General features: G+C 48.3%; 15 protein-coding genes. 1 reads left to right on the forward strand and 14 read right to left on the reverse strand.

Features of this window, described 5'->3' with window-relative positions; all coding sequences use genetic code 11:
- Positions 1–114: 114 nt before the first annotated feature.
- The 6 genes from KDM89_RS12770 to fliF form a co-directional block, all read right to left on the reverse strand.
- The gene (locus KDM89_RS12770) at positions 115–918 is read right to left on the reverse strand and encodes a flagellar hook-length control protein FliK (RefSeq protein ID WP_212688306.1); all 804 of its coding nucleotides are present in this window, start codon (positions 916–918) and stop codon (positions 115–117) included.
- 904 nt (positions 919–1,822) lie between these two features.
- Entirely contained in the window at positions 1,823–2,272 is a 450-nt protein-coding gene (gene fliJ / locus KDM89_RS12775; protein WP_212688307.1) for a flagellar export protein FliJ, read from the reverse strand.
- Positions 2,273–2,304: 32 nt separating this feature from the next.
- A complete protein-coding gene (fliI, locus tag KDM89_RS12780) occupies positions 2,305–3,684 on the reverse strand; it encodes a flagellar protein export ATPase FliI (protein WP_212688308.1) in 1,380 nt (459 codons plus the stop codon).
- On the reverse strand, positions 3,681–4,415 hold the full coding sequence (locus tag KDM89_RS12785; RefSeq protein ID WP_212688309.1) for a FliH/SctL family protein: 735 nt from the start codon (positions 4,413–4,415) through the stop codon (positions 3,681–3,683). The genes fliI and KDM89_RS12785 overlap by 4 nt, the downstream gene beginning before the upstream one ends.
- Positions 4,408–5,403, reverse strand: coding sequence for a flagellar motor switch protein FliG (gene fliG, locus KDM89_RS12790; protein ID WP_212688310.1), 996 nt, complete (start codon positions 5,401–5,403; stop codon positions 4,408–4,410). Before fliG ends, KDM89_RS12785 begins: the two co-directional genes overlap by 8 nt.
- Positions 5,396–7,180, reverse strand: a complete 1,785-nt coding sequence (gene fliF, locus KDM89_RS12795; RefSeq protein WP_438947521.1) for a flagellar basal-body MS-ring/collar protein FliF — start codon at positions 7,178–7,180, stop codon at positions 5,396–5,398. The genes fliG and fliF overlap by 8 nt, the downstream gene beginning before the upstream one ends.
- 257 nt (positions 7,181–7,437) lie before the next feature.
- Here fliF and fliE point away from each other — a divergent pair, with 257 nt between their 5' ends.
- Positions 7,438–7,788: a flagellar hook-basal body complex protein FliE gene (gene fliE, locus KDM89_RS12800; RefSeq protein ID WP_212688311.1), complete on the forward strand. Its 351-nt coding sequence runs from the start codon at positions 7,438–7,440 to the stop codon at positions 7,786–7,788.
- A gap of 5 nt (positions 7,789–7,793) precedes the next feature.
- Here the strand turns inward: fliE and KDM89_RS12805 are convergent, their stop codons facing one another.
- The 8 genes from KDM89_RS12805 to KDM89_RS12840 form a co-directional block, all read right to left on the reverse strand.
- Entirely contained in the window at positions 7,794–8,546 is a 753-nt protein-coding gene (locus KDM89_RS12805) for a flagellar brake protein (RefSeq protein WP_230427843.1), read from the reverse strand.
- 17 nt (positions 8,547–8,563) lie between these two features.
- On the reverse strand, positions 8,564–8,887 hold the full coding sequence (locus tag KDM89_RS12810; protein WP_212688313.1) for an EscU/YscU/HrcU family type III secretion system export apparatus switch protein: 324 nt from the start codon (positions 8,885–8,887) through the stop codon (positions 8,564–8,566).
- Positions 8,884–9,912 (reverse strand): flagellar hook-length control protein FliK, encoded by a 1,029-nt coding sequence (fliK, locus tag KDM89_RS12815; protein ID WP_212688314.1) that lies wholly within the window; start codon positions 9,910–9,912, stop codon positions 8,884–8,886. The genes KDM89_RS12810 and fliK overlap by 4 nt, the downstream gene beginning before the upstream one ends.
- Before the next feature lies 1 nt (position 9,913).
- Positions 9,914–10,240 carry a flagellar protein FliT gene (locus KDM89_RS12820; protein WP_230427844.1) on the reverse strand — a complete coding sequence of 109 codons (327 nt, stop codon included), beginning with the start codon at positions 10,238–10,240 and terminating at the stop codon, positions 9,914–9,916.
- Between the two features lie 2 nt (positions 10,241–10,242).
- Complete coding sequence (fliS, locus tag KDM89_RS12825; RefSeq protein WP_212688315.1) at positions 10,243–10,683, reverse strand: flagellar export chaperone FliS; 441 nt, start codon at positions 10,681–10,683, stop codon at positions 10,243–10,245.
- Between the two features lie 29 nt (positions 10,684–10,712).
- Positions 10,713–12,740, reverse strand: a complete 2,028-nt coding sequence (gene fliD / locus KDM89_RS12830; RefSeq protein WP_212688316.1) for a flagellar filament capping protein FliD — start codon at positions 12,738–12,740, stop codon at positions 10,713–10,715.
- Between the two features lie 95 nt (positions 12,741–12,835).
- Positions 12,836–13,207, reverse strand: coding sequence for a flagellar protein FlaG (locus KDM89_RS12835; protein WP_212688317.1), 372 nt, complete (start codon positions 13,205–13,207; stop codon positions 12,836–12,838).
- Between the two features lie 73 nt (positions 13,208–13,280).
- Positions 13,281–15,089: a flagellin N-terminal helical domain-containing protein gene (locus KDM89_RS12840; protein WP_212688318.1), complete on the reverse strand. Its 1,809-nt coding sequence runs from the start codon at positions 15,087–15,089 to the stop codon at positions 13,281–13,283.
- Positions 15,090–15,106 lie beyond the last annotated feature (17 nt).

A 15,106-nucleotide genomic window follows, 5' to 3' on the forward strand; every position in this document is an offset into this window, starting at 1 on the left:
GGACGCCATATTGGCGTTTAGCCCGCATTGTCACTGCATTTTGCCGCGATTGATCACGGTTTTTCATGCTTTCCTATTCTACCTGTACCGACTCCTGCTTTTCCAGCATCTGCGTCAGACAAACATGTCAACGCCGCCTTGTCTGATGTTTTGCGGACGCCTGACAGTTCCTGTCTCTGTTATGTTGTCGCGCGCAGAGTTTTCACCGGTTCCGGAAGTGCTGTTGTTTGCCCGCCCATTCAGTTGTGCCTGCTGCTGTGGTGCCTCCCGCTGACCATCATGAAAGGAAGTCTGCACATTGACCTGATTCAACTGATAGCCAGCCTGACTCATCATTTCCTGTAAACGCGGTACAGATGCTTCCAGCGCTTGCTGTACTTGCGCAGAACCTGTGACAAATGTGGTACTTAACTGATCACTTTGCAGATCCAGCACGATTTTCAACGGACCCAGTTCCGGCGGATTCAGTTCCAGTTCTGCCGATTTCATTTGCTCCGTGCTCATGCGCAGCATGTGCTGACCAATTGCCGTATTCCAGCCTTCATTACCAACTCTCACCGGAACACGACTGGTCTGACTGACCTGCTGGTTGCTGGCCTGTGTATTCTCAAACGTACGGAATGCATCACTGAAATTGTGGACGGTATTACTTGCCGGGTCTTCGGAAGCGTCATTGACACCGGGCCTGACATCCGTTTTGGAAATTCTGAACTCTTCGAGCATCTCTCGGAATTTGCCATCCAGGCGTGTTGCGGTAACATCGGATTTGGCAATTGTTCGCGAGTCTGTATCGGACGATTTTTCGATTTCAGTGCGGCGCTTCAGTGTGATTTCGTCCGACTGGCTGTTACTTTGATCAACCGGTTTTTTTAGCGATGCGATTTCTTTCCCGGCAGCGTCAGCCAGTGTACGGATCATCTCCGCCGGTAAGACGTTGTTTGTCGGAACGGCAGTTGTTGCTCCGGAGCTTGGTGATGCAGCCTGATCAGAGAGATTTGAAGCCCGTTGTTCGGTTGTACTATCCAAGCGCTGGTGCGCGTCTGTCTTTGGATCTGCAGTGACCTGAACGCCGGGATCTGTGCCGTTGGTAAATTGAGAAGTTAGTTCAGAACGCGCTGGATCAGCAGTCACCTGCACACCGGGATCTTTGCTATAGGTACCATCATGGGAGGTAACTGTATGTGTCGGATCAGCTGTTACCTGTACCCCCGGATCTGTACCAAAGCTAAGGCCAGTGTTTGAGCCTGACAGCAGTGGATCTGCGGTGATTTCAGTTCCGGGATCTTGGCCATTCTTTGTTTCTCCGTCGGAAGATGGTTTTACCGGATCAGCATGCATCCACTGTATTGCTGAAAGCATCGCGCTGATATCCCCGGAAGAAACTGCTTTGTCGTCCCTCTGTTTCCTCACAGGTAAACTGGTATCGGTTGTGTCTCCGGAAAGTTTTTCTGCGCTGATACCATCATTTTTCTCCGGGTTTGGTTTTGCCGGATTGATTTGCACATCTTTATCCCGGAGTTTGTTGGTCTCAGCAGCGTTTGCCTGATTGCTTTCTTTCACTGAGTTTTGGGCAGCACTATTATTTTTGACAGCAGGCTGCCGAGCAGCATCCGAACGCGCTGGCTGAACCTGTCTGGATGCGGAGTAGGGATTGCTATTACTGACACCTGAATTGTTTTGATTTTGCGTATTCGAATTCGCCAGTGCTTTAGAAAATTCAAGTCCGAACCCTTTGTTTAGTTCACTATTTTGCGGAAATTTGCTGCTAACGGCACTTACTCCGTCTGTCAAATTTGCTACTTTCAGGATCGGTGTCATGGTGCTAACCGTTTCTTAATTTGTTGAGATAAGATCTTGAAGCGAAATCGTCTGTCTGTTTCTGGTCACGTTTTGCTTCTTTTTGCTGCTGCACTGTATCTGCCCTGTTTTTCAGGGTCTGGTAGGACAAGCGCCGTTTTTCGATAGCCTGCCAGTTGCTTTTTGCCAGCTCCACTTTCCGTTCGGCATCTCTTACTACCATTTGCTGTCCATTTACTGCTTCATCTAATTTCGCGATAAAGGCATTAAAGTTTGAAAACTGCGAAATAGTTAAACCATTGGCAGCCACATTTTGCAGCCTGGCTTCATAGTCACTGCGGTACTGCAGCAGTAAATTCAGCTTATTCACGGTATCCTCATGTGCACTGATTGCTTTTCCGAGGGCTTTCGCTGCGTCATCAGCTTCTTTTTCTGCCAGCTCAATCAGAGTTTCAATTGCAGATTGTTGTGCCATTTTCTTTCAGTCTAGTGCAAGCGCCTTCTTTTCTATCCTTCGAACAGAGCCTGAAGTTCCCCTAAGCTCTGCGTTATGCCTGAGCGCTCATGAATTCCCTGCTGCAAGAATGCAGTAATACGGGGATAGAGGCGAATGGACTCATCTACCTGCGGGTCTGATCCGGGAACATAGGCGCCCACACTGATCAGGTCGCGACTGCGCTCATAACGTGAGTAAAGTTGTTTCAGTTTGCGTGAAAGCTGTTGATGTTCAGGGGTGGTGATGCTGTGCATCGCACGGCTGATCGATTGTTCGATGTCGATGGCCGGGTAGTGTCCGCTTTCTGCGAGCCGGCGGTTCAGTACAAAGTGACCGTCCAGAATCGCACGTGCAGAATCTGCAATCGGATCCTGCTGATCATCGCCCTCGGTCAAAACCGTGTAAAAAGCTGTGATCGATCCACCGCCTTCTTTACCATTGCCCGCACGCTCCACCAGAACCGGCAATTTCGCAAAGACGGATGGTGGATAACCCTTGGTTGCAGGCGGCTCACCTATTGCCAGTGCAATTTCCCTTTGCGCCATAGCATAGCGTGTCAGTGAATCCATGATCAGCAATACATTCAGTCCCTGGTCACGGAAAAATTCGGCGATGGTGGTTGCGTACGCCGCTCCCTGTAGTCGCAATAGCGGAGGCGCATCTGCCGGAGCGGCAACGACAGCAGATCTTGCGAGGCCTTCTTCGCCCAGAATTTGTTCAATAAATTCTTTAACCTCGCGCCCCCGTTCGCCGATCAGTCCAACGACAATAACATCTGCTTCCGTGTAGCGCGCCATCATTCCCAGCAGCACACTTTTACCAACGCCTGAACCCGCGAATAATCCGAGCCGCTGGCCGCGACCAACCGTGAGCATTGCATTGATCGCACGCACCCCGACATCCAGCGTATCTTTAATTGGTGCCCGTTCCAGCGGGTTGTAGATACGTGCGCCCAGTGGTGCGCTGACGGACTGATCAAGCGGTCCGTGCTGATCAAGCGGTCTGCCGTTACCATCGACGACACGCCCCAATAACTGGAAGCCGACCGGCAATTTGCGCGTACGGTCAATTTGACGCGCGCCTGTGCTACCAGTCTTTGTGATCGGTTGTTCCGGAAATACCGGTGCTCCCGGTGTCACGCCACCCAGGTCGGAGTGGGGCATCAGAAACAATTTATCGCCGTCAAAACCGACAACTTCCGCGTCAATTGATTGACCTGCAGCGAGATGAACGCTGCAAGCACTTCCTACTGGTAAACGCAAACCAACCGCTTCCATTACCAACCCGGTAACTTTCGTGACACGTCCAGCGATTGTCGCTCCCTCGACTTCATTCAGTTGTTGTCGGGTTGACTGTATCAGACTGTTCCAGCGGTCGTTTATTGCATTCATTCTGAGCCCGCCGTATTCATACTGTGATGGATCGCGGCCCGCACCTGTTGCCAGCGGGTTTCTATGCTTGCGTCAATGACGTTGCTCGGCGTTTCAATAACGCATCCGCCCCTGCTGAGATTCGGATCGGCGACGACGCGCCAGCCAAGTTGTTGAATGCCATGCAAAAGTGCTTCGCTAACCTGTGTTGCGTCATCGGGATTGACCTGAATTTCGATATTCTTTTGGGTTACCGGAATTTGTGAAACAGCATCCCGAACAACCGGCAGAATGGCCTCCGGGTTCAATTGCAGACTGGTTTTAAGAATCATTTCTGCGATATCCAGACTCAGTGCCAGAATGTCTTTTTCTGCCTGCAAAGTAAACGCTGAGAATTGCTCCGACATATTTGCAGCCAGTGTTTGCAATGCTTGCTGTTCTGCTGCAACGGTCTCCTGTAATTCTTTGTAGCCTGCGTCCCGCCCTTCGATCAGACCTTGCTCGTAGGCACTGCGATAGGCATCTTCATAGGCTGTCTGGCGCGCTTGCTCACGGATCGCATTCAATTCTTCTTCCGTGATAGCGGGCAAAGCAGGTTCGGGCTCCGGATCTGCATAATGTTCGGCATCTGCATGAACAGAAGGGGAGAGGACTTCTGCCTGGGTTGCTGTAGCTACAGCTGGCTGTCCGAATCCTGTGAACTCCCATTTGCGAAAGACACCCGGAGACGGGTCGCGAATAATATTAGACATAAGCGTCATCGCCTTTAGAGCCCAGCATGATCTGGCCCTCATCTGCCAGACGGCGTACGACAATCAGAATTTGTTTTTGCTGTGCTTCTACTTCTGACAACCTCACAGGGCCTTTGGATTCCAGATCCTCACGCATCATTTCAGCAGCACGCGCAGACATATTGCGGAAAATCTTTTCACGCATTTCCTGGCTGGCGCCTTTCAGTGCAACAATCAGTGAGTCGGACTGAACTTCACGCAGCAGCAACTGGATGCCTTTGTCATCGATATCCATAATGTTATCGAAGACGAACATTTCGTCCATGATCTTCTCGGCCATGTCATTGTCGTATTTACGCAGATTGTCCATGACCGAAGCTTCATTTTCTCCGCTCATGAAGTTCAGAATTTCTGCAGCAGCACGCACACCACCGATGGATTTTTTCTTCAGGCTTTCATTACCAGTCAGCAGTTTTGTTAATACATCGTTCAGTTCGCGCAAAGCTGTTGGTTGGATACCATCCAGTGTTGCGATCCGCAGCACAACATCATTCCGCAGGCGCTCAGAGAAGTGATTCAGAATTTCACAAGCCTGATCGCTCTCTAAGTGAACCAGAATGGTGGCGATAATCTGCGGATGTTCGTTCTTGATCAAATCTGCTACGGATTGTGCATCCATCCATTTCAGGCTTTCAATACCGCTGGCATCTTTCCCGCCGAGAATGCGATTCAGCAGTGACGATGCTTTGTCATCACCGAGTGCTTTTGTCAGAACGTTGCGAATATAGTCATCGGAATCTAAGCCGACAGACGAACTCATGTCTGCTTCTGTCTTAAATTCTTCAAGTACCTTAGCAATTTTTTCGTGCGGGATAGGGCCAATCGTTGCCATCGTGGCACCGATTTTCTGTACTTCGCGCGGGCCAAGAAATTTCATGACTTCCGCAGCGCCATCCTCGCCTAAAGCCAGCATAAATGTTGCGGCTTTTTGTACGCCATCATCACTCATTATTCACCCATTTCTTAATAACCTGCGCCACAATTTTCGGATCCTTCATCGCCAGCTCTCTCGCCAGAGCAAGGTTTTGCTCATAAATAGATTGTGGCTTGTGTCCTTCCTGCGCATCCATGCCATCACCGGATAACTCAACGACAGAGCCATCGTCATCGATTTCATTACCATTTTCTTCAGCAGCTGCTTTACGCTCTTCTTCCTCAGCTTTGGCGGCAGCTTCAGCGGCAACTTTCGCTTCGGATTCAGCTTTTGCCTTCGCTTCTTTTTCTGCCTTTTCTTTCGCGAGATCACGTCCCATCATTTTATAAAGTATAGGGCGCAGGTAACCGAAGAACAGGTAGGCAAAGACCAGCGCCATCAGCAGATATTTACCAAATTCTTTTGCCATGGAAAGCATTTCAGGTTGCTTCCACAGTGGTGTGTCGACGGTTTCTTTCTCTTCCGGAATAAACAGGCTGTTGGCAACGCTGATGGAATCTCCCCGGTCTTTGCTATATCCCATTGCCTCCCGGGCCAGCGCGGTGATTTGTTCTTTTTCCTGATCTGTCAGTGGGCGAGGCGTACTTTTTCCATTTTTATCGACTTCGTTCTTGTAATTAACGACAACCGCAACGGTCAGTCTTTTGACTCCGCCCATTGCTTGCTGCGTGTATCGCACGGTTTTATCGACTTCATAATTCACTGTCGAATCTTTATGCAAAACGCCATTGGCTGCGGTGCCTGAAGCAGCAGCGGCATTTCCTGTCACCAGTGGTGCAGTAGCTGGTACGGGCGGTTGGTTTGTCAATGCACCCGGGACGCCCGATGGGCCATCCGTTTTGTTATAAACCTCACTGGATTGTTGACTACGTATCGCAGATGCTTCCGGCGGGGAGTTAGGTCGATAGCTTTCAGCAGCTTGTTCCGAGCGGGAAAAATCGATATCAGCGGTTGCCTGGGCATGTACATTGTTTGCTCCTACGATAGGAGCAATAATCGACTCTACCCGTTTCACAACACCTTCTTCATAGTCTTTGATATATTTGAGTTGTGCCGGATCCAGTTTGTTTTTTTCCTGATTTGCTGCCAGGCGTGCAGGGTCTGATAGTAAGTTTCCGTTCTGGTCAACAATTGATACATTGGCAGTTGGTAAGTCCGGTACGCTGCTGGCGACCAGATGTACGATTGCACTGACTTGCGGAATATCGAGATTACGGCCCGGATAAAGGTTCAGTAATACAGATGCAGTTGGTTTTTGCTGATCGCGGATAAAAACTGATTGTTTGGGTATCGCCAGGTGAACACGTGCAGTCTGTACTGATGCCAGCGCCTGAATTGAGCGGGCTAGTTCACCTTCGAGTGCGCGCTGAAAATTGACTTGTTCTAAAAACTGCGAAATTCCCAGTTTTTGGTTTTCCATCAGTTCAAAACCGACATTCCCGCCTTTGGGTAAGCCTTGAGATGCCAGTTTCAGGCGGGCATCATGCACTTGTGAAGCGGGAACGAGAATGGCATTTCCTGAGTCAGAATACTTGTAAGGGATGTTCATTTGCTGCAAAGAGGCAACAATGGCACCGCCATCCCGGTCATTGAAGTTGGAAAACAAGACTTTGTAGTCGGGTTGCTGACTCCATAACCATATTCCAGCCATCAGAGCCACAACCAGGGCTGCGCCTCCGGACAGCATCGCCATCCTGATGCCAGGCGTTTGCCGGATTCCAAAAATCTTTGGCGTTTCGTCGGGAGTTTCCTGCATTTGCTCCGGAGAGATGCTTGTATCAGCCGTTGCCATTATTCACCTCATTGACAGTGCGTTTTGTCATTATTTTTACATGCTTATCAAATTCGTCGCTGTTGCAGCAATCTGCGTTATGCGCCGACTTTTACCCATAACTCACATTGTGTACTACCTGCAGCTTTTGAATGTCACGATAAAGCAGGTAATTACCTGTTTATTCCCCTGAATAAGAAAAAAAAGACCTGATAACTTAATGGCTATGAAACCGTAACCCACTGAATTACGGAGTCTTACAATAATTAGGAGTGACTATGTCGATAAATGGTATAGATCGCAGTCAGATCACGGCGATGATGGCGCAAATCCGTGCAGCTGCTGCAAAAATGGAGGGTGTGCAGCAACCGGTCAGGAGTGCGGTCTCACCGGCTGAAACACCGAAGATTGATTTTGCTGAAGCGCTGAAAGCATCACTTGATCAGGTAAACAATGCGCAGAGTGCATCCAAAAAACTGGGTGAGCAATTTGCGTTAGGCGATGATAGAGTCAGTTTGTCAGATGTGATGATTTCGGCGCAAAAAGCCAGTATTTCGTTTCAGACGACGGTGCAGGTGAGAAACAAGCTGGTATCTGCATATCACGACATCATGAATATGCAGATCTGACATTATTAGCGAATGCCATTGAGGCGCGAGTTTCGCTCGCGCTCAAGTTTCATGATATAGCGTTGTACGCCACTCAGGACCGAATTGGAAAGGTTAATGAACTGGCAGCCAATGCGGCGATTCGTTTTTCCATTTAACAGCACGAGTTCCTGTGAATTTCTGACTTGTAAAGTGACATTGATTGGCCCAGTGCTTGGCAGGTCAAGATGACAATGCTCGTAAGTCTTTCCTATCGTGCAATCCAGTACTTTTTTCTCGTCCAGAATGGCGATTCCACCGCAACTGATATCTACCAGCGTCAGGTGCAGCACAACGATTCGGCCATCTATATCTGCCGGAATACTGACTTTAATCGGCGTGGAGAGCGGGGTGTTGATACGATAATATTCCCGGCGCTGCAATCTGATCAGGCTGCCAGGAATATTGAACTGTAAAGCAGGACGGTTTTCAAAGCTGATGCGGGTAATTTTGCCTGCGGCAAACTGAATTCCGATCTTGTCGAGCAAGCCTTCGAAAGAAACACGATCGGAATGAGCGATACGTTCGTTAGCCATGTTATCTGGCGCACTGTCGATGATAACAATATCATTCTGTTCATCAACTTCGAGTATTGAAGTAATAAATACCTCGGCACCACCATTAATCAGCATACTGATTAACTGATTGCTATTTTGCAACCCCTTGAGCAGTGAAATAATTTCTCGCCGTGATTCAACCTGGTAAGGGCTCAGGTTCTCGGTGCCAAAAGTTGGTGACAAAGGCATATTCGCTATTGTTATGTTTTATCTGGATTTCCCGGGCCTTCGCGGGAAGGGATTGGTGATTTGCCGGCAGCTTGTTCTGCTTCTATATGGTAAAGCCAAGCTAACAGTTCCGCAACAACCGTATATAGGGCGGGTGGGATGTGGTCGTCGAGGTCGACTTGCATGAGTAATCCAACAAGTTCCTTCGACTCATGCACATGTACACCGTGCTGCCGGGCAATCTCAATTATTTGTTCAGCAATGAGACCTTTGCCTTTAGCTGCTACTTTCGGTGCAAATTCTCCTTCCTGATATGCAAGTGCCACTGCACTTTTCAGTTCTTCAGTATTTTTCATGGTGGTTCACTGAAGGATATCTGTGCATTCAGGCCAGCGTTATTTAATCTGGATTGCAGTGCAGATGCATCCTTGCGTAATACATCTGAGCATTCATTTGATAGAGTGCAATGCAGTGATAAATTGTTGCCAAAAAGCATCATTCTAACAAAGACGGTTCCCAACTCAGGGAAAGAGAGCCGCATTTCTGATTGCCAGGAATCCATACTTTCAGTGGGGACGGAGCTTTGCCTTTTACCGTCTTCCCGTTTCGTCGCCCATCGAATTTCTACATTTCCCGGGGCTGAGAACTGTAAATGAATGGCATCGTTTTCCAGTGCTGTAACTTGTTGTTTTAGTAATTGTAATGATGCAGAGGAGTCTTCTGAAGTTACTTTCGCAGATATTTCCCCCGAAAGTTCGGTTTCTTTGAGCTGTCCCTCTGCATATTTTTTCATATGCGAAAAGAAAAACAATCCGCTTTGCCTAAGAATTAGCTCTAAGTGCTGCCGAATAGAATCGGCCTCCCGTGGATTGAACTGTGCAGCCGGTAATTGAGTGAATTCGCCGCCTTTTGATTCCCGCGCTTCAGTGGTTAATTGATCCAGTATCTGTGCAGTGGAGCTCAGGTCTGCAATGCTTGAATTTGCTGAAGAGGGGAGTGCTGATCCGGCTGGGGAATGTATCTCACGAAAATAGACTTTTCCGTTCAGGTGCTCAAGCTGAAACAGATGTTGTTCTGTATGAGTGGATTTAGACGAAAGGACGGAAATCTGTATTTCCGGGGTATGACTCGTCAAACGGAGCTGCAGAGTGTCACCTGGTTTTAATTCTTCTTGCAGAGGCAGTTCTATCAACTGCTGACCAATCCGTAAGGTATAGGTTGAGTTACCGTTTTTGCCAATAATCTCGCCACTTAAAACCTGCCCCTGACGAAGCTGTGAAAAAAGTAGAGCGGTGTCGTGTAAATTCGCTTGAATTCTGGGTGTTGCGGAAAGAGCCCCGACAGCACTGATCTGGGTATATAAACTGTCGAGGCGGGGCATACTACACGGCGTAAGTTTTGTTGAGCTTCATACTGGTTGACGAGCTGCGCATTAATTGCTGCAACTCAGCCATCCAAGGTTCAGTGATATCTCTTATCTGGCGATCGTTGGCAAGGATATGCTGGATTACACGGATTTTCTTTTGTCGCAACTCTGGCGTCAGTAAGCTGATGCTATCGCTGGACTGAATTTTTTCGACTTCACGTGAGCAGTCGGATTCAAGTTCTGACAGAGCTTCCCAGTCACGGAGTTGTGCTGCGCAGAGCATTTTATCGGTAATGCAAGCTACGTTTTCGTACAGGCTGATTACGTCATTGCTTTCTATCATTTTCAGGCCTCAAGCGCTTGTTGATTATTTGTATTGGCTGGTGATGGAATTTTGCCCGGAGCAATTGCTTCCCATGCACCTTTTAAATCACGCAAAAGCGTCACTACACTGTTTATTTTCTCTTCGTCATTATTGAGATTGGCGAAAATTAATTCACGACTCATATATTCGTACAGCGCATCCAGATTGAGAGCTATTTCACCGCCCACTTTTTTGTCCAGGGACGCTCTTAAACCGTTATCAATAATTGAAATCGCTTTTGAGATCGACTTCCCTTTGGCAGGAATATCGCCTGAACGCATTTGTTGCGTTGCATTATTCAAGGCGACAATTGCACCTTCAAACAACATCACAATGAGTTGGTGAGGTGATGCTGCTAAGACGCCGGTTTCGACGCCAATTTGTGAGTAGGCACTAACGCCATATTGATTTGATCCAAACATTTCGAATTCCTATCGATCAAAAATTACAACTATTTTGATGAAGTTGTCGTGCCATTCAGCACACTAATTTGCTGAGTTAAATATGCCTGCAGTGAGCTCATGCTAGAAACGGCTTTGTCCAATGCTTGAAACTGTGCCTGATATTGCGCCTGAATTGTTGTTAACCTTTTGGATATGACACTGGCTTGATTTTGTAAATCTTTGATCGAACTATTTAGTCCATTTGTTGCAGAAGCCAGTAGTCCATTTGTACCTAAAATACCCGTTAATGCCTGATTCAGTTTATATGCAACGCCATTCGAGAAATTAAGGGTTCCACGGCTGCCAGTACTTCCGCCTGAGACGAGAATTTGTAGCCCCTCGGCGGCGCTACCGCTGGCGCCGGTAAGTATTTGACCTGTTCCCGTTGCTCCAATGCCGTTAATTGTACCTGCGACATTTAATCCGGGTGATCCAGCCGTTACGGAGCCAGTAATTTGCGACAATCCAGTTCCGGTGTTGTCGGCAAGTGTAATTAGCGATGCACTTCCGTAGCTACTTGATGTTAGATTCAGAAAGCCATTGCTATCGATGGCTGTTGACAGCGAAACACCGACCGAACTAAACGCACTAGTACCATTGATTGCTGATTGCAACATACTGGCAAACCCGGAAGGAGTGTAAGTGCCTTCACTCAGGTTTACATTGCTTGTGATTCCATCAACTGTGACTTTGATGCTTGAATTTGCCGCAATCGTCAAAGAACCCGATGAATTCAGGTTCAGATTGCCTGTCAAAACACCATGCGTAGCATTTTGAGTGATGTCTATTGCGTAGTTCCCTGGCTTTGATTTTGTGCCAGAGCCTACATAGCTAATGAGGCTGTCAGATGCTTTCCCGGCGGAGGTAAATAATCCTGCAAAGTCAGAAAAATTATTTGTCAGAGCATTTTGCAGTTTAGTGTTGTCAACGGCAAGCGTGCCATCCCGTTGAAAAGTTATTCCTGCTTGTGCCATATAAGTTAAGCCGCCGCCTAAACCGTTAACTGAGGAGGAAAGAACAGATTTGAGCTGATTCTGAATCGTTTGAGTAGTTGCATCACCCAACAAAGTACCAGCTTTTTGGGTTTTAGGATCGTACGATGTGAGTGAGCCAATTGTAGAACTTACGCTGTTGTACGCTTTAACAAAGTTATTGACGGCGTCAGTAATCGCTTTAGTGTTAGCTGATACACCGACTGATGTTGTGCCTGTTTTTGCCGCTGTAAACGTAACGCCTTGTACGGCATTACTAACGCTATTGCTATTGCTTGTAACTGCAAGACCATTAATGGTCATTTTTGCACTTTGAGCAGTTGTTAGCTCAGTCAGTGCCTGCGTTCCCGCTGGATCATATCCAAGCAGGCTTTGCAAACTTGCATCGCCGCTCACAGATATTTTCATACTTGACGTTTGTCCAGTGCTCGCGCTGGACAGGACAAGATGGTACGGAGTAGCGCTACCGTCACCTACAATCGCAGCCTGAACGCCTAACTTCGCATTATTGATCGCATCTCTGATGCCTTGCAGTGAGTTGTTTGAACTATCAATTGTGATGGTTCCTGTATTTTGCGCAGGATCTTGCGCAAAACTTGCTCCTGTGTATTTGCCACTATTACTTGTTCCACCGGTTATCGTGCCAAACTGAAAAGTAATGGTCGTTGAAGTTCCTGATCCAATGGCACTGGATGAACTTAGCTGACCAGCAGTAGTAATTGATTGTGCCTGCGCTAGTTGAGTCACATTAACGGTGTAATTTCCAGCTGATGCGGTACTGTTAGTGCTGGCACTGAGAACCGAGCCATCAGCAACATTTGCTATCAAATTCCGGAATGTGCTCAGGTTATTAAGCGTTGACAGAGAGCTTTGAAGAGAACCCAGTGCTCCTTGCAATGTCCCGTAAGCAGTGAGGTCTGCCTGGTAGCTAGCCTGACGCTGTTGGTTAAGTACTAGGGGCGTGCTTTCAGCAATCATCAGCTTGCTGATGATGCTGTCGACATTAAGATTTGATCCTACGCCCGTTGATTGTATGGATGCCACAATGTTCTCCTTTGACGCTGGGAACTATACCTTGCCAAGTTCATATGCAAACCTGAAAGCAGCGGGGCAAAAGTGCTTCAAATTGCGGAATTGCCTCAGGCCTCGTGTTTAACGAGTAAGCCCTGTAACTTACTGAGCGATTTTGAGATTTCCAGAGCTTCTTCTGTCGGAATCTGCTTGATTACCTGATTGGTTTGCTGATCAACGATTTTTACAACTACTCTCTGAGTATCTTTATCAACCGAAAATTGCAATCCCTGTGAGAAATTCTGGATTGCTTTGTTGATGTCGCTTACCGCCTTGTGTACGGCCTCTTCGCTCGGTGATGTCTTCTGCGGCGTGGAACTATTCTCCACTGATGTAGCTGTTAAGCCGTTGACATTCAGAGTCTGAGAGGGGGGAGCAGAGGTTTGTTGCGCAAGAAATTGCCCGGACTGCATGGCATTGCCAACTGAACGGATGTCCATGATCATTTCCTTAAAGTGACATCCCCCGACACTCCGGCGCCGGGGGATTTCATTTTACACTGCGCTAGTCAGATTATCCACGTAACAGGGACAGAACCTGGTTAGGCAACTGATTCGCTTGAGCCAGAATTGCAGTACCTGCTTGTTGCAGAACTTGCGAGCGTGTCATCGATGCTGTTTCTGAAGCAAAGTCAGCATCCTGGATACGACCACGAGCAGCAGACAGATTTTGCTGAGAAGTCTGCAGACTTGTTACAGCAGAAGTGAAGCGGTTCTGGAATGCACCCAGAGATGCGCGGGAACTGTTCACAGACTGCAGTGCGGAGTCGATTGTTGCCAGTGCAGCGCTTGCTCCGGATGCTGATGTCAGATCGAGTGATGACAAACCTCCACCTACTGTCACGGATGCTGCCGCAGCCGTTGTACTCAAACCTACACTTGTAGCACCTGCTGCCGTTGCAGAGCCTGCTGCAGTTGTCGCACGTGTAACACCCGATGCGGTTGCACCTGCGGCAGTACCACCGACTACGATATCACTGTTCGTTAAAGATGTCAGTGTAAGGGCGCCGGAAGTATTTGCTGTCGCTGTCACGCCAGTTTTGGTAGATATTGCGTTAATTGCATCCGCAATATTCTGTCCAGCGATTGCAGCTGTAGCGCCACTCGCAACGGCGCCAACATCGACACCGTTAATAGTCATGCCACCTGTTGCCAAGCCCGAAGTGGTTGCAGAGGCGCCGCCGGTAACGGATGTTTGAGATCCGTTTGTAACCTGAATACCTTGCGAGCTTGTAGATGTCAGGCTAACCTGGCCTGAAACAGTCGTTGTGCTGGCACCACTCGCTGTAGAGGCAGTCAAACCAGTTGCGCTGTCAACGGTACCTGCACTTTGCTTACGTTCGATGGTTACGTTACGGCCATCTGCTGCTGTCAATGCAACCGCGCCGGTGTTTGTATCGTAAGATGCAGTAACGCCTGTTTGAGCAGATTTCGAGTTAATTGCTGCAGTCATCTGTGCACCGCGTTCTGCGGCAGTACTTGCGGACGCAACAGCGCCAATATCAACGCCGTTGATTTTGATGTCGCCTGTCGAGATTGCTGCCAAGCCACCGGAACCAACAGTCAGTGCAGTGCCTGTTACCGTTGTTGCATTGGCTACTGCGGTAACGCCGGACTGACCAGAGACAGCATTGATTGCGGCTGCTTTTGCAATTGCACTACCGTTAGAATCTTTGTATGAAACGCCGTCTGCGTTAGATGCGCCAACTGCAACACCATTGATTGCGATCGAACCTGCGCCAATTGCGTCGGTTGTATTCGATGCGCCTGCCATTGTTGCGGAGTAGCTGGAGCTGGAGCCTACACCCAGAGAGCTGGATTTTGCACTGGCGATGGCACCGATGGTAATGCGGTCATTAGATGTACCGTTTGCACCAACCTGGAATGTTTGGTTGGAAAAGCTGCCGTCCAGCAGATTAACGCCGTTGAAGTTGGATGTGCTTGCAATACGGTTGATCTCAGAAATCAGCTGAGTCGCTTCGTTATTCAGAGAAGCGCGGTCAGATGCACTGTTGGATGCATTGGCAGACTGAACAGCAAGGTCACGAATACGCTGTAAGTTTGAGCCGATTTGTTGTAAATCGCCCTCAGCGGTTTGAGCCAGAGAAATACCGTCATTCGCATTACGTGCGGCCTGGTTTTGACCGGTCAACTGGGAACTCATACGCTGGGAAATTGCCAAGCCTGCAGCGTCGTCCTTCGCGCTATTAATACGCATACCAGACGAAAGGCGTTCCATCGATGTTTGCAGGGAGCTTTGCGCAGATGTCAGATTTTTTTGAGCTGTAATCGACGCAATGTTGGTGTTGATATACATAGCCATTTTGTTTCTCCTTACTA

The sequence above is a fragment of the Cognatundibacterium luofuense genome (assembly GCF_018139685.1).
In the GTDB taxonomy this organism is placed as follows: domain Bacteria; phylum Pseudomonadota; class Gammaproteobacteria; order Burkholderiales; family Burkholderiaceae_D; genus Undibacterium; species Undibacterium luofuense.